18 protein-coding genes are annotated in these 18,680 nt (G+C 62.6%); 4 read left to right on the forward strand and 14 right to left on the reverse strand.

Going from position 1 to position 18,680, the window contains the following annotated elements; translation table 11 throughout:
- Window positions 1-190 precede the first annotated feature (190 nt).
- The 6 genes from BLU67_RS06360 to BLU67_RS06385 form a co-directional block, all read right to left on the reverse strand.
- Entirely contained in the window at window positions 191-3,325 is a 3,135-nt protein-coding gene (locus tag BLU67_RS06360) for a type I restriction endonuclease subunit R (RefSeq protein WP_092563839.1), read from the reverse strand.
- A complete protein-coding gene (locus BLU67_RS06365) occupies window positions 3,322-4,554 on the reverse strand; it encodes a restriction endonuclease subunit S (RefSeq protein WP_092563842.1) in 1,233 nt (410 codons plus the stop codon). Before BLU67_RS06365 ends, BLU67_RS06360 begins: the two co-directional genes overlap by 4 nt.
- Entirely contained in the window at window positions 4,551-5,477 is a 927-nt protein-coding gene (locus tag BLU67_RS06370) for a restriction endonuclease (protein WP_092563845.1), read from the reverse strand. The genes BLU67_RS06365 and BLU67_RS06370 overlap by 4 nt, the downstream gene beginning before the upstream one ends.
- Entirely contained in the window at window positions 5,474-7,045 is a 1,572-nt protein-coding gene (locus tag BLU67_RS06375) for a type I restriction-modification system subunit M (protein WP_092563848.1), read from the reverse strand. The genes BLU67_RS06370 and BLU67_RS06375 overlap by 4 nt, the downstream gene beginning before the upstream one ends.
- A gap of 92 nt (window positions 7,046-7,137) precedes the next feature.
- On the reverse strand, window positions 7,138-7,278 hold the full coding sequence (locus tag BLU67_RS06380; RefSeq protein ID WP_222842417.1) for a TrmH family RNA methyltransferase: 141 nt from the start codon (window positions 7,276-7,278) through the stop codon (window positions 7,138-7,140).
- Between the two features lie 6 nt (window positions 7,279-7,284).
- Window positions 7,285-7,500 (reverse strand): helix-turn-helix domain-containing protein, encoded by a 216-nt coding sequence (locus tag BLU67_RS06385; RefSeq protein WP_092563851.1) that lies wholly within the window; start codon window positions 7,498-7,500, stop codon window positions 7,285-7,287.
- Between the two features lie 639 nt (window positions 7,501-8,139).
- Here BLU67_RS06385 and BLU67_RS06395 point away from each other — a divergent pair.
- Window positions 8,140-8,979, forward strand: a complete 840-nt coding sequence (locus tag BLU67_RS06395; protein WP_143027355.1) for a hypothetical protein — start codon at window positions 8,140-8,142, stop codon at window positions 8,977-8,979.
- A gap of 13 nt (window positions 8,980-8,992) precedes the next feature.
- Here BLU67_RS06395 and BLU67_RS06400 read toward each other — a convergent pair whose 3' ends face one another.
- From BLU67_RS06400 to BLU67_RS06420, 5 genes are all read right to left on the reverse strand, one after another.
- Complete coding sequence (locus BLU67_RS06400) at window positions 8,993-9,502, reverse strand: hypothetical protein (protein WP_092563860.1); 510 nt, start codon at window positions 9,500-9,502, stop codon at window positions 8,993-8,995.
- Window positions 9,486-10,223: a hypothetical protein gene (locus BLU67_RS06405; RefSeq protein ID WP_092563863.1), complete on the reverse strand. Its 738-nt coding sequence runs from the start codon at window positions 10,221-10,223 to the stop codon at window positions 9,486-9,488. Before BLU67_RS06405 ends, BLU67_RS06400 begins: the two co-directional genes overlap by 17 nt.
- Window positions 10,224-10,323: 100 nt before the next feature.
- Window positions 10,324-11,409: a redox-regulated ATPase YchF gene (ychF, locus tag BLU67_RS06410; protein WP_092563866.1), complete on the reverse strand. Its 1,086-nt coding sequence runs from the start codon at window positions 11,407-11,409 to the stop codon at window positions 10,324-10,326.
- Window positions 11,410-11,453: 44 nt separating this feature from the next.
- Window positions 11,454-12,236: an ABC transporter permease gene (locus BLU67_RS06415; RefSeq protein WP_092563869.1), complete on the reverse strand. Its 783-nt coding sequence runs from the start codon at window positions 12,234-12,236 to the stop codon at window positions 11,454-11,456.
- Window positions 12,233-13,156 (reverse strand): ABC transporter ATP-binding protein, encoded by a 924-nt coding sequence (locus BLU67_RS06420; RefSeq protein WP_092563872.1) that lies wholly within the window; start codon window positions 13,154-13,156, stop codon window positions 12,233-12,235. The genes BLU67_RS06415 and BLU67_RS06420 overlap by 4 nt, the downstream gene beginning before the upstream one ends.
- Before the next feature lie 120 nt (window positions 13,157-13,276).
- On the opposite strand from BLU67_RS06420, the gene BLU67_RS06425 reads away from it, so the two are divergent.
- Window positions 13,277-14,368, forward strand: a complete 1,092-nt coding sequence (locus tag BLU67_RS06425) for a sensor histidine kinase (protein ID WP_143027356.1) — start codon at window positions 13,277-13,279, stop codon at window positions 14,366-14,368.
- Window positions 14,361-15,017: a response regulator gene (locus BLU67_RS06430; RefSeq protein WP_092563878.1), complete on the forward strand. Its 657-nt coding sequence runs from the start codon at window positions 14,361-14,363 to the stop codon at window positions 15,015-15,017. The genes BLU67_RS06425 and BLU67_RS06430 overlap by 8 nt, the downstream gene beginning before the upstream one ends.
- Here BLU67_RS06430 and BLU67_RS06435 read toward each other — a convergent pair.
- Window positions 15,014-15,295 carry a hypothetical protein gene (locus tag BLU67_RS06435; RefSeq protein ID WP_092563881.1) on the reverse strand — a complete coding sequence of 94 codons (282 nt, stop codon included), beginning with the start codon at window positions 15,293-15,295 and terminating at the stop codon, window positions 15,014-15,016. The two genes, BLU67_RS06430 and BLU67_RS06435, sit on opposite strands and share 4 nt — an antisense overlap.
- Window positions 15,282-16,376, reverse strand: coding sequence for an alpha/beta hydrolase (locus BLU67_RS06440; RefSeq protein WP_143027357.1), 1,095 nt, complete (start codon window positions 16,374-16,376; stop codon window positions 15,282-15,284). The genes BLU67_RS06435 and BLU67_RS06440 overlap by 14 nt, the downstream gene beginning before the upstream one ends.
- A gap of 117 nt (window positions 16,377-16,493) precedes the next feature.
- Between BLU67_RS06440 and BLU67_RS06445 the strand changes: the two genes are divergently transcribed.
- Window positions 16,494-17,624, forward strand: coding sequence for a DNA recombination protein RmuC (locus BLU67_RS06445; protein WP_092563886.1), 1,131 nt, complete (start codon window positions 16,494-16,496; stop codon window positions 17,622-17,624).
- Here the strand turns inward: BLU67_RS06445 and BLU67_RS06450 are convergent.
- Window positions 17,621-18,643, reverse strand: a complete 1,023-nt coding sequence (locus tag BLU67_RS06450; protein WP_092564141.1) for a 4-hydroxy-3-methylbut-2-enyl diphosphate reductase — start codon at window positions 18,641-18,643, stop codon at window positions 17,621-17,623. The two genes, BLU67_RS06445 and BLU67_RS06450, sit on opposite strands and share 4 nt — an antisense overlap.
- Window positions 18,644-18,680 lie beyond the last annotated feature (37 nt).

Here is an 18,680-nt window from a genome sequence, read left to right on the forward strand (position 1 = left end):
ACTGCCAACGCTCGCCTGGTAGGGGCACTCTCCGTCGTCGTTCCTCCAGTCGCACGCGTGGGGACCTTCATGGTGGTGCCAGCCGTAATATCGACCAGCATCTTCGGACCAGTGCTCACAGCGAGTGATCCTCGACGCGCGATCGGAGTTGTCCTCGGTCATGAGCCCATGATCCCACTCGTTGCTGGCCTCAGGCCCTAGACTGTTCATTCCCAGTAGTAAGCCCTCGGAACCGCTCGAAGAATCCGGTGAGCGCTTCGATGACCCGCTTCTTCTTGTCGCCGTGGTTGGACTCGCGGTTGAACCGTGACACGGGCGGCAGGATGCGGGTGATCTCAGTTCCGGCCGTGCGCAGCTGGCCGTCCCGGAATGCCGCATCTACGAACGACTGCGTCTCCTCCAGCTTGAGCTTGTGCGTTTCGATGAGCTCCTGAAGCTCGGTCTCGCGCTTCGCGGCGATGTACGCCTGCCACTGCTCATCGACCGCGCCCTGCAGCGATACCGACTCGACGAAGTCCTCGACCAGATCGCGCTTGCTTCGCAGGGTCGGGCTCGCATCGACAGCGCGCGTGATCTCGGCGCGGACTTCTTTGTCCTCGCCGTCGCCCTTCTCGGCGCGGAGCTTCTCGACGAGCATAAGGATGTAGTCGACGTTGATCTCGACCTGCTTGACGAGTTCAATCTCGAACACGACGTCCTCGTTGATGACTTCTCTGTCGCTGTCGCGGTCTCGCGTGTACTCGTCGCGGAGCCGCAGGTAGATGCTGGTGTAGTCCTGCCGCTGTCGCTCAGTGAGTGGATCGTTGCCGTCGAAGTCGTCGAACGATGTGAGGATGTTCTGCAGCCGCAGGATTGCGCCGAACAGCTGGATGAAGTCCTTCTGCGCCTGCTCCCCCACGATCTGCTGCCCGATCGGGAAGTGCGTGAGCAGTTCGGTGACCTTGTCGACGTACGCGCCGTAGTAGTCGCCGTACGGTTTCAACAGGACAACGCCGCGGGCATCCTTGTTGCCGAACAGCTCCAGCGCGGCGTTCGTCTCTTCCTCGAGGTCGCGGAAGGCGACGATGTTGCCATAGGTCTTCACCGAGTTGAGGATGCGGTTCGTGCGCGAGTACGCCTGGATCAGTCCGTGGGCACGCAGGTTCTTGTCGACGAACAGCGTGTTCAGCGTCGTCGCGTCGAAGCCGGTGAGGAACATGTTCACCACGATGACCAGGTCGATCTCGCGGTTCTTCATCCGCTGCGACAGGTCCTTGTAGTAGTTCTGGAACCGGTCGGCGCTCGTGTCGTAGCTGGTCCCGAACATGTCGTTGTAGTCCTGAATCGCGTCTTCCAGAAACGAGCGCGAGTCAAGGTCAAGCGCATCGGTGTCAAACGCTTCATCATCGAGGATGCCGTCAGCTTCGGCCTCATTCGCGCCGTAGCTGAAGATCAGCCCGACCTTCAGCCGCTTGTCCGGTGGCAGCTCCTCCATCTGCAGCTGGAACTGGTTGTAGTAACGGCGTGCGGCATCGATCGACGCGGTCGCGAACAGCGCGTTGAATCCGCGAACTCGTTTCCGCTCCTTGAGCGCCTCCGCCTGACGCCGGCCCCGCACTGAGTCGGCGACGTTCGTCACGACTCCGTGCTCGTAACTCGACGAGCGCTTCGTCTTCTGATCGAAGTGCTCCAGGGTGTATGCCACGACGTCCCGGATCCGACGCACGTCCAGGAGAGCTCGCTCACGGTCGATCGCTGACACCTGCGAGTCGTCGGGGTTTCCGACCTTGATGGTGTTGATGTAGTCGATCCGGAACGGAAGCACGTTCTTGTCCGTGATGGCGTCGACGATCGTGTACGTGTGCAGCTTGTCGCCGAACGCCTGCTCGGTCGTACGCAACTGTGGGTTCCCGCCGCTGCCGGCGTTCGCGGCAAAGATCGGCGTACCGGTGAACCCGAACAGGTTGTACTTCTTGAACGCGCGTGTGATGTCGGTGTGCATGTCGCCGAACTGCGAACGGTGGCACTCATCGAAGATGATCACCGCGTGGCCCGAGAACACTTCGTGGCCCTTGTTCGCCCTGATGAACGTCGAGAGCTTCTGGATCGTCGTAATGATGATCCGCACACCCCGGTCCTCGAGCTGCTTCTTCAGTACCGCCGTGGACGTGTTCGAGTTCGCCGCCCCTTTCTCGAACCGGTCATACTCACGCATCGTCTGGTAGTCGAGGTCCTTGCGATCCACGACGAACAACACCTTGTCCACACTCGGCATCTTCGATGCGAGCTGCGCTGCCTTGAACGAAGTGAGCGTCTTACCCGAACCAGTGGTGTGCCAGACGTATCCTCCGGCATCGAGTGTGCCGAGCGTCTTGTAGTTCGTCGAGATCTGGATCTTCTGCAAGATCCGCTCGGTCGCGACGATCTGGTACGGCCGCATCACCAGCAGGTCCCGATCCGCGGTGAGCACGCAGTACTTCGTCAGGATGTTCAACAGCGAGTGCTTCGCGAAGAACGTCTTCACGAACGCCGTCAGCTCGGCGATCGGCTTGTTGTTCGCATCGGCCCACCAGCTGGTGAACTCGAACGAGTTGCTGGTCTTCCTGCCCTTGCCAGCACCGCCAGACTTCTTCTGCTCGGCCAGGTGCCTGTTACGGGTGCTGTTGGAGTAGTACTTCGTGAGCGTGCCGTTACTGATCACGAACAACTGCACGTACTCGAACAGACCTGAGCCCGCCCAGAAGCTGTCGCGCTGGTACCGGTTGATCTGGTTGAAGGCCTCCCGGATATCGACGCCGCGACGCTTCAGTTCGATGTGCACCATCGGCAGCCCGTTGACGAGCATGGTCACGTCGTAGCGATTGGCGTACTTCGCCCCACCCTCGACAGCGTCGCCCTCACCGCGCGCGATCTCGTACTGGTTGATGACCTGCAGCCGATTGTTGTGGATATTCGTCTTGTCGACCAGCGTGATATTCTTCGTCGTCCCGTCGTCGCGCCTGAGGATTTGGACGTGATCCTCCTGCACACGCACGGTCTTTTCGACGATGCCGTCGTTGGCACCTGCAATCTTCGTCGTGAAGAACTGCTCCCACTCGGCATCCGAAAAGGTCATCCTGTTGACCCTCTCGAGTTGCGCGCGCAGGTTCGCGACCAAGTCCGCCTCGGAGGTAATCGGCAGGTAGTCGTAGGCCTGCCCCTGGAGGAGTCGGATCATCTCCTTCTCGAGCGCGGACTCCGACTGATACGCATCAGCCTGCGACGGGTCGTGAACGTACTCCGCGACAACCGTACTCTCCGACGAGACAGCGATCGGACCGTACGTACGCGCCGCTGCATCGCTCACGACGCCAGCTCCTTGAACGTCAGCAGCCGGTCACGATAGTGCTCGTACTGCTTGCGACGGGCAGCGAGCTCGGCCGGGAGACCGATAACGATGTCGCCCACAAGAGCGTCAAACTTGTCTAGCGAGCGGACGATTGATTCCTGTTCCTCTAGCGATGGCACAGGGATCTCAATCGCGCCAAGACCCATCGCCGACAACCTCTTGACCTTTGCGCGCGACACGTGGCGCTCCTTCTGCTGATGGAAATCAGCAGTCTGAACCGCATATGCCACGTACTTCGGGTTGAGCTCGGAGCTAAAAGTAAACGTGTCGTCGTGCGTCGCGATCGGCTCTTCACCGAGCCAAGCCACTGCCTTCCCCACGTCTGCGACTGTCTCGCCGACGCCAGCGAACACAACGCTGCCGGGTTGCGCATAACGAAGCTGATCCCGCAGCTCAGCTCGAACATTCCGCAAGGCCTGTGTCGCAGAAGTCCCGTAGGCAGTGTAGATCTCTCCGTAGTGGAGGCTTGGGATACCCGACTCAACGACGTCATTCTTGGTGAACCGGCGGCCTCGAACGAACGTCCCTAGATCGGCGAGCCTGATTCTTCGCCTACCGTTGGCACCCACGAGTTCGTCGCGATAGTGCTTGTACTGGGCGCGCCGCGCTTCCAGCTCCGCTTCCAGCTCCGCTTCCAGCGCCACTTCCAGCTCAGTGAACTTATCCAATACTCGCACGATCTCACGCTGCACCTCGAGAGGCGGCATCGGGATGCGTGCCTTCGCAACGTTCTGCGTCGAGATCGACGAGATCTTTGAGGAGGAGATGCTTCGCCTAATCTGGTCTCTAAACGAGCGGGAAGCGAAGAAGTACGACACAAACTTGGGGTCCATCGAGCTCGAGAACGAATAGCACGCATCATGAATCGCGATCGGTTCGTTCCCCAACCATGCGACAGACTTTCCAATGTCTTCAATCGTCTCGCCAGCTGATGCCATGATCACGTCGCCCGGCTGTGCGAAGCGAAGTGTGCGTGCGCGTTCGTGCGATACGTAGGAGATGCTCTGAACCGCAGAAATGCCGTACTTGGTATATATCTCGCCATAGTGAACGCACGGGACACCCTCGTCGATCATGTCGTCTTTGACGAAACGCTTCCCACGCACGACCCTGCCGGCATCACCAAGCTGTTTGTACTCCACTCCGCTCGGGCATAGTTCCTGGATCAGCTCATCGATGCGGCTCATGCGAAGAAGTCCTCGTCGATCTCTATGACCTTGTAGGTCTCTTTCACTTGCACGCCGACGCCGTACCGGATCATGAGGCTGGTGAGGCGCGTTCCGTCGATCAGGATGATGCGGGTCGGTACGTTCTCGGCGTAGGTACGCGCGCCGTCGGAGAAGCGGCTGGTGGTGATGAAAACGCCGCTGTCGGCTTTGCCGCTGAGTGCTCCAACGAACGCCTGGAGGTCGGGGCGTCCGACAGTGTTGCCGTCTTGGTAACGCTTGGCCTGGATGTAGACGCGGTTGAGGCCGAGGATGTCCTGATCGATGACACCGTCTATGCCACCGTCGTTACTGAGCTGGGTGACGCTGCCCGCCCCGGTGGTGCCGCCGTAGCCCATTGACAGCAGGAGATCAACAACCGCCTGCTCGAAGAAGCCTGGGTCTTTGTCCTGCAGCCGGGCGAGCAGCTCGACCGCGATCTCGTCGTGGATGCGCTCGATGCCGCTCTGCACCTGCTCGGTAGGAGTCATCGACGACTCTTCTGTCGGAGCGGTCGTTGCAGAATCGCTCGTCTTGCGGGTCGTGGTCGCCACGTACTCGCGGATCGGCGAGCTGGGATCCGCACCGAGCGCCTTGATGTCACGTTCCTTGGCACCGTCCGGAAACAGCTCGATGAGCTGCTTGCCGGCATCAGTGATCTGGTAGTGACCGCGTTTCGGACGCCTGAGCGCGCCGACGTTCGTCAAGAACGAGACGCCCCAGCCGATGCGGTTCTCATACTTGAGCGCGCTCCCGGACGGAAGCATCTCCTTCCTCTGTTCATCGGTGAGCTGCGCCTGATCAGCTACGAGAGGCTGAAATTCGCGCCAGTGGCGGATGATGCCATCGCTCATCACCTTGAGCGTCGGGATCATGAAGCCTTCCCAATTGGGCATGTCCGTCATGACCGCTCACCTTCCAGATCCGCCACGATCTCGTCGATTGCGGTGCGGAGCTCGGCCTGGCGCTCGACGATGCGCGCGATCTCGGCGTTCAACTCCGCGATGTCGACTTCCTCGCGAGTGTCCTCGGCCTCTACATACGACGACACCGCGATGTTGTAGTCGTTGGCGGCAATGTCCTCGTTACTCACGACGGTGGTGAAGTAGTCCTCGGGCTCGCGCGTGGTGAATGCGTCGAGGATTCTCTTCTGGTGCTCCTCAAGCAGCTTGTTCTTGTTGCCAACGCGCTTGAACTCGGCCGACGCGTCGATGAACAGCACGTCGCTGCTCTTCTTCGACTTTTTCAGCACGAGGATGCAGGTCGCGATCGTCGTGCCGAAGAACAGGTCCGGCGGAAGCTGGATGACCGCGTCGATGTAGTTGTTGTCGATGAGGTATTGGCGGATCTTCTTCTCCGCCCCGCCGCGGTACAGCACTCCAGGGAACTCGACGATCGCTGCCGTGCCGTTCACCGCCAACCAGCTGAGCATGTGCATCGTGAACGCGAGGTCGGCCTTCGACTTCGGCGCGAGGACACCAGCCGGCGCAAACCGTTCATCGTTGATCAAGAGCGGGTTGGCATCGCCGTCCCACTTGATCGAGTACGGCGGGTTGGAGACGATCGCCTCGAACGGCTCGTCATCCCAGTGGGCGGGGTCGGTGAGGGTGTCACCGTGGGCGATGTTGAACTTCTCGTAGTTCACGTCGTGCAGGAACATGTTGATCCTGGCGAGGTTGTAGGTGGTCAGGTTGATCTCCTGACCGTAGAAACCCTGACGGACGTTGTTCTTCCCGAGCACCTTGTCGAACTTCAGCAGCAGCGACCCCGATCCGACGGCCGGGTCGTAGACCTTGTTGACCTGCTTCTTGCCGACCACAGTGATGCGCGCCAGCAGCTCCGAAACCTCCTGCGGCGTGTAGTACTCACCACCGGACTTACCCGCGTTGGCCGCATACATCTGCATCAGGTACTCGTAGGCATCACCGAACAGATCGATCGAGTTGTCCTCCCACCGCCCCAGCGGCAGATCACCGATCGCGTCCAGCAGCTTCACCAACTTCTGATTGCGCTTGGCAACAGTTGAGCCCAGCTTGTTGCTGTTGACATCCAAGTCGTCGAACAGACCCTTGATGTCTTCCTCACTGTCGGTACCCAGCGCCGACGCCTCGATGTTCTTGAAGACCCGCTCGAGCGTCTCGTTGAGGTTCTCATCCCGCGCCGCACGCTTGCGAACGTTGGCGAACAGGTCGGACGGCAGAATGTAGAACCCCTTCTCCGCGACAACCTCGTCGCGCGCAAACTCCGCGTCGGAATCCGCCGTCAGCCGGTAGTCGAACGACGCATCGCCCGCATCGTGCTCGTGCTTGTTGAGGTACGCCGTGAGGTTCTCGGAGATGAAGCGATAGAACAGCATGCCCAGCACGTAGGACTTGAAGTCCCACCCGTCGACGCTGCCACGCAGGTCGTTCGCGATCCGCCAGATCGTTTTGTGCAACTCAGCTCGCTGCGCCTCTTTGGTGGTCGGTGCCATGGGTCATTCTCCTCGCGCCACTGCGCAATCACGATGTTGGGTTGTTGCTCTCACGATATCGCGTGCCCCTGACACTCGGGCCTCCCGCATCATCACCGCGTCGCGTAGAACGCCACAGCCGCTGCAGCCCTCACGTTCAACGAGTCGACGCTACCCATCATCGGGATCGTGACCGGGCGATCGAGCAGTGCGTCGGTCTCCGGTGTGACGCCGTGACCCTCCAGCTCACGCAGCGGGCATCAAGGCTGAATGATCAGTGATCGCGCCTCGACGCCGAGTTGCTCGGCGAGGGCGTCGACGGAATCCAGGGCGAGGTTGCGCTCGCCGCGCTCGATGCCGGCGAGGTACCGAGTCGAGACACCGAGCTCTTCGGCGAGACCTTCCTGCGACAGATGGCGCGCAAGGCGCAGATCGCGTACCTGCGCTCCGAGCACCTTTTTCAGCGGTTCTGTCACCCAACCAGCCTCAGGTCTGGTAGTCATGACTTCCAGGAAGTTATCGCTTCCAGTTGCGGTCCAGTTGGGTCACGCACGACTCGCGCTGCAACTACATCAGACCTCAAAAGAGAGCGTGACGATGTTTGATTCGCAGCAGATCCCCGACGGGAGCTCGACAGCTCTCCCCCGCGTCCTGCACACACCGCGTAGCCGCGCGTTGCTCTCGGAATCGTGGGCCCAAGCAGCGGAGGCAAAGCGGATGGAATGGGCAGGCAACGACCCCCAGCTGACGTACGAAGCCTATGCAGCGGGCGAGCCACGTCGCGCCTGTGGGCGCGCCCTTCTCGGTGAGGCAGCCCTGGGGACTGATGAAGAGAGCCTTGCGCTGATCGACGCCGACAATGCCGAGTTCCGAGCCGAGCACGCGGCATGCAACATGGGGGTTTGGCGTCTCGAGAACAACAGGGTGGAGCACTGCCATCTGTGCTGCCCGTTCCCGCCACTTTCGCCGACTCAGCGCGATGAGCTCCGACAGCTCCTATACCCACCCTCATTGCACATCGACCGCAGCGCCACCTGGCGCGTGGAACTGACCTGCCAGCACGTCGAGACCTTGGACGGGCACTCCGAGAGAAGATCACTGAGCGTGACATCGCCGTGTTCGAGTTCCTTGGCAAGGGTCGCTTCGCTACCGCAGCACAGGTCGGACAGTTGCTTGGAGTGACCAACAGTTCAGCTGCACATCGCCTTCGTGGTCTCAACGAGTGGCAGCACATGGTCAATGGAACGACCTTGTTCGATGGTCGCACGCTCTGGACTTTGGGCAAGAACGGTCTGAAGCGCTTGCTCGATGAAGGCAACCTGGAGCCGTTCGAGGTCGTCTCGTTGAAGGCTTCGGACATCAACCCGATCTATGTGAAGCACACGCTGAGCATCAACCAAGCGATCCTGACTGGCTTGTATTCGTCGCTCGGCTCGTCGGTGGGAAGGATCGAACTGGCTGAGGTTCTGAGTGAGACCGCCATCGAGCGCGCGTTCATGGATGTCGTCAAGCAACGTTCGGCAGACCAGGCTGTGATGGCTGTCTCTGTGCTCCGTGACGCCTACAGAGCCGCCGAGGCGGGCAAAGTCGCCTGGTCTGAGGTCGCAACTCTCTACCCGTCGTTGTGGGTTCCGGTGGATATCAAGGGCACCGGCAAGACCCACCGCCCTGACTTCGTGATCAACCGTGAGCACCTGAGGACGAGTGCTGAGCCTGTGTCGTTCGCCGTCGAGGTGGAGATCTCAGGAAAGTCTCCGAAAGAGTTGAGACAGGTGATGGCCGCCTACGCCCAGGACAGACAGTTCAAGAAGATCATCTACGTGATGAAGAGCGAGGCGTTCGCTCGCAAGGTACATCAGGCTGCGAAGGACGCTGGGATCGGTTCGAAGGTTGAGTTCGTCAAACTGCTCGACCGCGAAGGGCAGCCCTTCACAGGGAAGATGTGGCGACTGTGAAAGGTCTTGTTACCTACGCCTCTTCGTCATCCTTGTTGAGGAACTGATCTATACCGACACGTCCCCCGACAAAGACCACGGCAGCGGCTGCAACCCCGGCGACTCCGTACGCGACATACTTGGTGAGGTCCTTGAGAAACTGCTTGTTCTCGGAGTCCTTCGCTGACTCTTGTCGGGCAGTCTCCATGATCAGATCAAGGATGTCCTTCTTCTGTTCCCAGGTGAGTTCATCATCATCGAGTTGCCCCTTCAGGATCGCACGCACATCGGACCACGCTTGATGAACCTGTGCTTGGCTCTCGCTGTTACTCGCTAAGGACTTCTCCTGAGCCGTCTGGATCGTGTTTATTGCTTCCAGTGCGAATGCTTTGAACTCGGGGAACTGCGCTACTACCTTGAGAGCGACTTCCTTGTCCATATCGGGCATCATTGCCGCGAACCTCATGACGTTCTCTTTTGACAGGTTCCTGAAGGATTCAATCCCCAGCGCCTTCTTGACATCAACGTCAGTCTTGTACTTCAACTTGACCCTCTTCTTCGCCCGTCGTGGCGGCTTCAATCTCTTCTGGGTGACGCTGAACGATGGAGTCAGCGAGTGTGGTCTCGATGATGTCACTCCTCACGAGAGCCACGATCCCCGCCTGCTGGATGTAGGTGCGTAGTCCTTTGGCTTCATCAGCCAGTTTCTTAATCTCTTTGCGAACGTGGTGGAGCGAGCCGTCAGGTGCGTCCCGTGCTTCACGCCAGTCTCTCGGTCGAACCTCAAACTCGACCGGCTCCAGCGCACCATAGGGACCGTCCGCAGTCACACGGAGGCGATAGATGGTCGCGTCATCCTTGTCTTCGAGAAGGTCAAAGCTGCGACCGAGAGACCATCGGATCACTCGTCGCGGTGCCAGAGAGAGGATGCCGTCGCGCAGCCGTTCCTGAGCCACCGCCGTGGCACCCGAGTACGCGGGATGCTCAGGGATCGCTGGATCGATGACCACTTTGACGTTGCGAGCCATCGTTGGTCCGACGTTGCCGACCACCAACTGAAGCATCGTGCCTTGCTGATTGTCCGGTTGGATGTCCGCCCACACGTAAGGCTGTGCCGCCTGAACCATCAGATCCCGCTGGATCTTGGTCTGTTCCTTCGACTGTTCAACAGCCTTGTTCGCGGGTCTGAGCGCAACGAACGCCGCCACGGCTGCTGCGACAGCGCCGATTGCCGCGACGACTGCCGCAACCGTGTTCGGGTCCATCGCTCTTACCTCTCAGCGTCCAGTAATCTTCCAATAACTTCCAGTAACCGCCCCGTCCAGTAGGTTCTTACTGGACGCAGATCGTTGAAATACCAACGCCTTAGACGTTGAACCTGAATTCGACGACGTCGCCGTCGGCCATGACGTAGTCCTTGCCCTCCATGCGCATCTTGCCGTGGGCGCGGGCCTCGGCGATCGAGCCCTGCTCGACGAGGTCGGCAAAGGAGATGACCTCGGCCTTGATGAAGCCCTTTTCGAAGTCGGTGTGGATGACGCCGGCGGCCTGGGGCGCTTTCCAGCCCTTGCGGATGGTCCACGCGCGGGCCTCCTTGGGGCCGGCGGTGAGGTAGGTCTGCAGGCCGAGGGTATCGAAGCCGACGCGCGCGAGCTGGTCCAGGCCGGACTCGGTGATGCCGGCTTCGGCGAGCATCTCGGCGGCTTCGTCCTCCTCCAGTTCCACGAGCTCGGATTCGAACTTCGCGTCGAGGAAGATCGCCTCGGCGGGGGCGACGAGGGCGCGCAGGCGCTCCTGCATCTCGGTATCTGCGAGGCCCTCGTCGTCGGTGTTGAAGACGAAGATGAACGGCTTGCTCGTCATGAGCTGGAAGGTGGCGAGATGCTCAGGATCGAGGCCCGCCTCGGCCGCACCCTTGGAGAGCAGGATGCCGCGCTCGAGCAGGTCTTTGGCGCCGAGCGCCGTGTCGAGGACGGCCTTGTCGACCTTCTTGCCGCGGACCTCCTTTTCGAGCCGCGGGATGGCGCGCTCCAGGGTTTGCAGATCGGCGAGGATGAGCTCGGTGGCGATGGTCTCGATATCGGCGGCGGGATCGACGCGGCCGTCGACGTGGACGACGTCGGGATCGGAAAAGGCGCGGGTGACCTGGCAGATGGCGTCGGCCTCGCGGATGTTGGCGAGGAACTGGTTGCCGAGACCCTCGCCTTCCGAGGCGCCGCGCACGATGCCGGCGATGTCGACGAAGGAGACCGTGGCGGGCAGGATTTTTTGCGAGCCGAAGATCTCGGCCAGGACCTTCAACCGTTCGTCCGGCAGCGGGACGACGCCGACGTTCGGTTCAATCGTCGCGAAGGGATAGTTCGCGGCGAGCACGCTCGCGCGGGTCAGGGCGTTGAAGAGGGTCGACTTGCCGACGTTGGGCAGTCCTGCGATTCCGATAGTTAAGGCCACGTCGTCCCACTTTACCTCCTTGCTAGGGCGGAAGTGGTGTGCCGTTAGCGACGCTCGCGGCGCTGTTCCAGCCGGTAACCGGCTATCGCGAGGACGCTCGCGGCGAGAAACCACGCGGCGACAATGCCCGCCGAGAGCCACAGGTTGATGGCGGGGTCCGTCATGATGAATTCGAGGTCAGCCGGTTCGGCGAGCGTACGCCAGGCCAGGGCGCCGAAGTGGTAGGTCGGCAGGAAGGGCGCGACCTTCTGGAAGACCTCGGGCAGCTGGGCGAGCGGCATGAAGAAGCCGGAGAGGAAGGACAGCGGCAAGAAGACGAGGTTAACGATCGTCGTCGCCGCTCCCGGGCGCGCCCAGTAGGCGATGGCCGCCCCGAACGGCGCGAACCAGATAGCGCCGCTGACGCAGATCGCGGCGGCGGCAAGGGCGCGCGGCCAGTGAAAGTCCACCTTGCCGAACAGGCTCGCGGTGGCGAGCAGGAGGGCGACCATCGCGATGGCGAAGATGATGTTCATCGCGAGTTTGCCGCCGAAGTACGTCGTCATCGTCATCGGGGTCGCGCGCATCCGGCGCAGCCAGCCCTGGGCGCGCTCGGTGGCGAGATCCGATCCGAAGGAGAACAGCGACTGGCTCACGACGCCGTAGGCCGCAAAGGAGACGACGAGGATACCGGGCACGGCAAGGCCCGAGGGCAGGACGTTATCGCGGTTAGTCAGGCCGAACATCGCAAAGAGGATGACCGGCAGCAGCACGACGCCGACGACGTATTCGGGCAGGCGACGAAAGCGGGTGACTTCGGCGCGGACTTGGGCGGCCAGGGCGCTCATGCGTGGGCCTCGACTTTCTGGTTGTTCGCGACGTGGATGAAGGCGTCCTCCAGGGAGGCGCGGGTGACGGTGAGCTGGCTGAAGGGCAGGCCGGAGGTGACGAGCGCCGCGACGGCGGCGTCAGCGTCGGTGGCGGCAAGGCGCAGCCCGTCGGCGCTCTGTTCGACGCCGATGACGCCGGCGAGCTCAGCGAAGCGCTCGGCGGGTGCGTCGGATTGGAAGGCGAGGACCATGCGCGCGGATTTCGCGGCGAGCTCAGTTGGGCTGCCGTCGGCGACGATCCGGCCGCCCGCGAGCATGATGACGCGTTCGGCATTGGCTTCGACCTCCGCGAGGTTATGGGAGGAGAAGATGACCGTCGCACCGCGGGCCGTGAAGGCGGCAAGGCCCTCCCAAAATCGCCGCCGGGCCATGACGTCGAGGGCGGCGGTGGGTTCGTCGAGGTAGAGGACGTCGGGATCGCCGATGATGGCGATGCCAAAGCTCAGGCGCTGGCGCTGACCGCCAGAGAGCTGGCCGACGGTCTTGGTGCGGTGGGCCGTGAGGTCGGCAAAGTCGAGGACCTCCGCGACGGGCAGCGGCGCCGGGTAATAGTGGCCGACGAGGTCGAGGATCTCGGCGGCGGTCAGCGAGGTGGGCGCATCCGTATCCTGCAGCATCGCGCCGACGCGGGCGCGCACCGCCCGATCCGTTGGTGAGCCGCCAAGCACGCGCACGGACCCGCTCGTCGGCAACTGCAGCCCGAGCATCATCTCGATCGTCGTGGTCTTGCCGGCGCCATTCGGCCCGAGGATCGCCGTCGTCGTGCCACGAGCGATGTCAAAGGAGACGCCGTCGACGGCCCGAATCTCCTCCGTCGTGCGGGAGCTGCGGGCCGAAAAGATCTTGGTGAGGTCGGTGGCGAGCACTGCGGTGTTCATGTCTTTCACGCTAGGGGCGGCTCGCGGCGCTGGGCAGGGTCCGCGGTCACGAGTATCGCGTGTGCCCACCCATGACTTGTGGCACCTGTGGGCGATCGCGCCGCCCGCTACGGTGGAGTCATGAATCCCCCTGCCGACGCCATCGATCCGCTCGAACGCGGCCTCGGTTGGGTCGGCATCGGCGCCTATGGCCTCATCGGAATCGCGGCGGCGAGCCTGCTGCCGCCCCTACCCGTGCTGTTCTGGGTCTGCTACGGGATTGGTCTCCTCGGGCATCTCGTCATGTTCGTTGCGCGCAACATGACGGTGGAGCGGGCGGCCGCCGTCGTCATTGCGCTCAGCACCCTCGCGCTGCCGTTCGTTGACGTCGCGGGCGGCCTCGCCTTTGCGGCGCTCGTGATTGCCGCCGCCGTCGTCGCGCTCCAGTTTTCGCAGCGCGCTGGCTACGTCTTCGTCGCGGCCCAGTGCATCGTGGCGCTAGCCAACCCCGGCCTCAACTGGCTGATCAACGTCCTGCTGATTGCTCTGCTCTCGCTGTTCGCGGTGTTCGTCTCTGGCTTGCTGCTACGCGAGGCCGAGGCCCGCGCCGAGCTAGCTGCCGCGCAATCCAAACTGGCCGAGACGACGCGCGCTGCCGAACGCCTGCGGATCTCTCGCGACCTTCACGACCGCGTCGGGCACCAGCTCTCCGCGCTCGCGGTGAACCTCGAGGCGGCGAGCCACCTGACGGCGGGCGCGCCGGCTCATGACCACGTCGAACAATCCCGCCTGCTCGCCAAGCGCGCGCTGTCGGAGATCAGGGAGGTCGTCTCCCAGCTTCGCGGCGATGACGACGACCCGTTCCTCGCGCGGCTTGAGGCCTTCGCCCGCCGCATTCCCTCCCCCAGGCTGATTGTCGATATCGCGCCGGACTTCACGGTCGATCCGGAGCTCGTGGGGGACCTCCTGCTTGCCACGCAAGAGGCGATCACCAACGCGGTGCGGCACGCGGATGCCTCCGCGATCCGGGTTCGCGGTGTGCGCGAGGGCGACCTGCTGCGGCTTCGCATTACCGACGACGGCAATGGCGTCAGCGAACTCGCGGTGGGCAATGGCATGCGGGGCATGGTCGAACGCATGAGCGCGATCGGCGGCAGCGCCCACTTCGATCCGGACCCGCCCGGCTTTACCGTCGAGCTCACTGCCCCGGCCGCTAGGAGCGTGCATGTCTAACCGGCTTCGAGTTCTCCTCGCGGACGATCAATTCCTGGTGCGCGCCGGGATCGTCTCCCTGCTCGGGCTCGATCCCGGCATCGACGTCGTCGCGGAAGCAAGCGATGGCGAGCAGGCCCTCAAGCTCGTCGCGAGCCACCGGCCCGATGTGCTCCTGCTCGACCTTCGCATGCCCCGCCTCGACGGCATCGGCGTCCTGACGCGGCTGCGGGAGGACCAGGACCCCACGCCCGTTCTCGTATTGACCACCTTCGACGACGATGAGCAGGTTGTCGCCGCGATGCGCGCCGGGGCGCGCGGCTATCTGCTGAAGGACGTCACGCTCGAGGAGCTCACGGCTGCGCTGCGGCAGGTTGCGGCCGGGCAGCGCTATATTCAGCCCGCGATTACGGCCACCCTCGTCGCGCACTTTGCCGACCCGGAACCGGCTGAGCCGCCCGCCTATATCCCGCGCCTGACCGACCGCGAGCTGGATGTGCTCAGGCTGCTCGCGGCCGGTTGGCCGAATCGGGATATCGCCGAATCGCTTCACCTTGCGGAAGGCACGGTCAAGAACCACGTCTCGGCGATCATGGACAAGCTCGGCGTGCGCGATCGGACGAAGGCCGTCTTGCGGGCGCTCGAGCTGGGCTTGCTGTCGCGTTCCTAGCCGAACAGGTCCGCAAATGAGCTGTAGAACCAGCCGATGCGGTTAACGAACAGGAAGACCTGGGCACAGAACAGGAGCTGTCCCAGCACCATTGCGGCCGGAGCCAGCCGTTGCAGCCACCGCCGCTTGGAGGTCGGCTCAGTATCGCGCGCGAGCTCGGGGCCGATGATCGCGATCAGCAGGCAGACCAGCGTCAGCACACCGACGATCGTCGCCAGCTTGGCAGAGGTCAGGCCCAGGGGCGTTGCTGGCCCCCACATGAGGTCAGTTGCGAACACTGTTTTCTCCGATCCACTTCAGCGCGGCGGGGAACTGCTTGTACCAGTTCTTCCAGCCGTGGCCGCCCTTGTCATAGGGCAAGACGTCAATGCGGTCGCCGGGCTTGGCCTTCGCCTTGATTGCGTTCGCATCCTCAATCGTTCCCGGGTCTTCCTTCGAGCCGATCAGCAGCAGACGGACGGGAATCTCGCGGTCCTTGTTCGCGACGAGTGCCGTCAGCTTGTTGGCATCGCGCACGCTCGGGTTGTTTGCCAGGCCGCCGTCGATCGGCGTGTTGTAGCCGTGGAACCACACGTTGGCGCCAAAGACGTCGGGATGGGTGAGGGCAAGCCTCGTCGAACAGTACGCCCCGGCACTAACGCCGGTGATCGTCCAGTCATCCTTGTTCGTCGAGACGTTGTAGTTCGCGCGAATCACGTTGGGGACGTCGTTGACGATCCACGATTCGACCTTCGGTCGGCCCGTGAAGTCGGCGCAGTCGGTGGCCTGACCGAAGATATTCATGGACGTGCTCACCACAATGGTGGGCGGCAGCGTTCCCGCATCGATCGCTTCCTGGACCCACTTTTGTACGCCGATCGCGGTCTGGATCGCTCCGGCCCGTCCCGGGTTTCCGGGGAGTAAATAAATGACGTTGTACGGCCCCTTCGAAGGGTCGTACCCGCGCGGCGTCCACACGCGAATCTCTTCCGTAATGCCCGACGTCGGGCCGGTGAAGCTGACCTTCTTAATGCCTTCTTCATCGGAGTCGACAAAGTTGACTTTGTAGGGCGAATCCTCCGGCGTACTGCTCGGCTCGATCGGGTCCGCAACTACCTCGGTAGGAGCTCCTTTCGGCACGAAAACCGAGAAGTACTCAAAGGCGTCGCCCGCCTGCTTAAAAAAGTCAAAATGCCGGTTGACCATGAGTGCGCCCGTCGTCACCGCAAGTACGCAGGCGGCGACGATCGCAAGGAGGCGCTGGAGAATTCTCAAGAAGCGGCCGCCTGGCGCACGGTAGATCAAGAAGATCGCGAGCGCCGTCATCGCCAGGGTGATGATGATGGCGCCGGCAATCACCGGGGTACTCGTTATATCCACGTTATGAAATTCTTGTGTTTGGATCTGGTAGAAACATCAACCGCCAGGCGGACACCTGTATGAGGGGTTCTCCGACTAGACGGCGATCGTGTCGGTACGGTGCGTCATGCTGGGAGCATGGATGCCTTAACTCTCGTGTTCGTTGTCCTCGCGCTGGCCGTGGGAGGCGCACTCGGCTACCTGCTCGCGGGCCGGAAGGACTCGGCGGAGAAGACCGCGATGGCCATGCGGATCGGGACCGCCGAAGGCAAAGTCGCCGAGCTGACCGCGCTGGCCGAGCGCCAGGCCGAAGACGAGGCCGGCTATCGGTCCCTGCAGCGCATGGTCGGTCCACTGGAGACGCGGCTCATCGAGCTTCATCGCCAGGTCACCACCACCGAGCGGGACCAGGCGGCTGCCGCCGCCGAACTGCGCGAGCAGTTGAAGGCACATGCGCTCACCGGAGCCGAGCTCTCCCGCAGCACCTCGATGCTCGCCGGGGCGCTGCGCAACGCCTCGAGCCGTGGCATGTGGGGTGAGGTGGAACTCGAGCGGCTCGTGGAAGCAGCCGGAATGCAGCGGCACACCGACTTCACGACGCAAACGGGGCTCGCCGGTGGCGCTCGACCGGACATGATCATTCACCTGCCCGCCGGCGCCGCCATCGCGCTCGATGCCAAGGTCCCCTTCGATGCCTATCTGCTCGCGACCGAACTCGCGGAGGACCCGAGCGCCGAGGCCGCAGCCCGGCGCACGGAGCTGCTGAAGGAGCACGCAAAGTCAATGAAGCGGCACATCGATGCGCTCGCTGCCCGCAACTACCCCGAGGCGCTCAATGGCGGAATCGACCTGACCGTCATGTTTGTTCCTGCCGAGCCCCTTCTCGCCGCCGCGTGCACCACGGATCCAACGCTCTTGGAATACGCCCTGCGGAAACGAATCTCGCTCGCCACCCCGGTCTCGCTGCTCGCGATTCTGCGCAATATCGCCGCCACCTGGTCCCGGGAGGAAGTGAGCGAGCGGGCAAGCCAATTGCTGGAGGCAAGCCAGGAAATGGTGCGACGCCTCGCCACGTTTGCGCAGCACCTCGATGGGGTCGGAAAATCGCTCGACGGTTCGATCAAGGCCTATAACAAGGCGGTGGGATCATTCGATTCGAGACTTACCGTGCACGCACGGGCGCTCGCTGACCTCGGCGTTGCCGACGTTCCGCAGGTCCGCCAGGTCGAGGTCGCGCCCCGAACGGTCAGCTACCAGGACGAGGATTAGTCGTTGCGTCGCACCTTGTGCGGGCGGTCCGGCTGGTAGCCGGCAGCTTTCAGGTCGGCGCGCAGGTTCTTTGGTAGCGAGAAGATGATGTCCTCCGTGGCGGTGCGGACTTCCTCAACCCGGCCGATCCCCAGCTCGCCGAGGCGAGTGACAACCTCGCGGACCAGGATCTCGGGCACCGAAGCGCCCGACGTCAGGCCGACGGTCTTCGCATCCTTGACCCACTCCGGGTCGACCTCATCGGCCTTGTCGACGCGATAGGCGGCGCGTGCCCCAGCCTCGAGGGCCACCTCGACGAGGCGCACCGAGTTTGACGAGTTCGCCGATCCGACGACAATCACGACGTCGCAGTCAGGTGCCAGCTTCTTCACCGCAACCTGGCGGTTTTGTGTCGCGTAGCAAATATCGTCCGAGGGCGGGTCCTGCAGCTTGGGGAACCGCTTACGCAACAGGTCGACGGTCTCCATCGTTTCGTCAACGCTCAACGTCGTTTGCGAAAGCCACACGACCTTGTCGGGATCACGAACCTCGACCTTATCGACCTCATGCGGGCCATTGACCACCTGGATGTGGTCGGGGGCCTCACCGTGTGTGCCCTCGACTTCTTCGTGCCCATCGTGACCGATGAGCAGAATGTCGTAGTCGCCGTTGGCGAACCGCACGGCCTCCTTGTGGACCTTCGTCACCAGCGGGCACGTGGCATCGATGGTCTGCAACTGGCGCTGGGCCGCCTCCGCATGGACCTGCGGGGAGACACCATGGGCGGAAAAGACGACCCGCGCGCCTTCGGGAACCTCATCGGTTTCCGAAACGAAAATCGCTCCGCGCTTGGTCAGCGTCTCGACAACGAACTTGTTGTGCACGATTTCCTTGCGGACATACACCGGCGCACCGTAGTGTTCGAGCGCCTTTTCGACCGCGTCGACGGCACGGTCGACGCCCGCGCAATACCCGCGCGGGGCGGCGAGCAAGATCTTGCGATCGGGATCGGCATCGACTCCCGGAGTCACCGCCGGGATCTCATCGGGGAACGCGGACGCACCTGCAAGCGAAGTC

It is taken from the genome of Bowdeniella nasicola (genome assembly GCF_900107735.1).
GTDB lineage: Bacteria > Actinomycetota > Actinomycetes > Actinomycetales > Actinomycetaceae > Bowdeniella > Bowdeniella massiliensis.

Bases quoted from the DNA above. Each gene is read 5' to 3' on its own strand.
- BLU67_RS06430 (WP_092563878.1), top strand. From the start codon at position 14,361: ATGTCTAACCGGCTTCGAGTTCTCCTCGCGGACGATCAATTCCTGGTG.
- BLU67_RS06425 (WP_143027356.1), top strand. From the start codon at position 13,277: ATGAATCCCCCTGCCGACGCCATCGATCCGCTCGAACGCGGCCTCGGT.
- BLU67_RS06365 (WP_092563842.1), bottom strand. From the start codon at position 4,554: ATGAGCCGCATCGATGAGCTGATCCAGGAACTATGCCCGAGCGGAGTG.
- BLU67_RS06420 (WP_092563872.1), bottom strand. From the start codon at position 13,156: ATGAACACCGCAGTGCTCGCCACCGACCTCACCAAGATCTTTTCGGCC.
- BLU67_RS06445 (WP_092563886.1), top strand. From the start codon at position 16,494: ATGGATGCCTTAACTCTCGTGTTCGTTGTCCTCGCGCTGGCCGTGGGA.
- BLU67_RS06370 (WP_092563845.1), bottom strand. From the start codon at position 5,477: ATGACGGACATGCCCAATTGGGAAGGCTTCATGATCCCGACGCTCAAG.
- BLU67_RS06415 (WP_092563869.1), bottom strand. From the start codon at position 12,236: ATGAGCGCCCTGGCCGCCCAAGTCCGCGCCGAAGTCACCCGCTTTCGT.
- BLU67_RS06375 (WP_092563848.1), bottom strand. From the start codon at position 7,045: ATGGCACCGACCACCAAAGAGGCGCAGCGAGCTGAGTTGCACAAAACG.
- BLU67_RS06405 (WP_092563863.1), bottom strand. From the start codon at position 10,223: ATGGACCCGAACACGGTTGCGGCAGTCGTCGCGGCAATCGGCGCTGTC.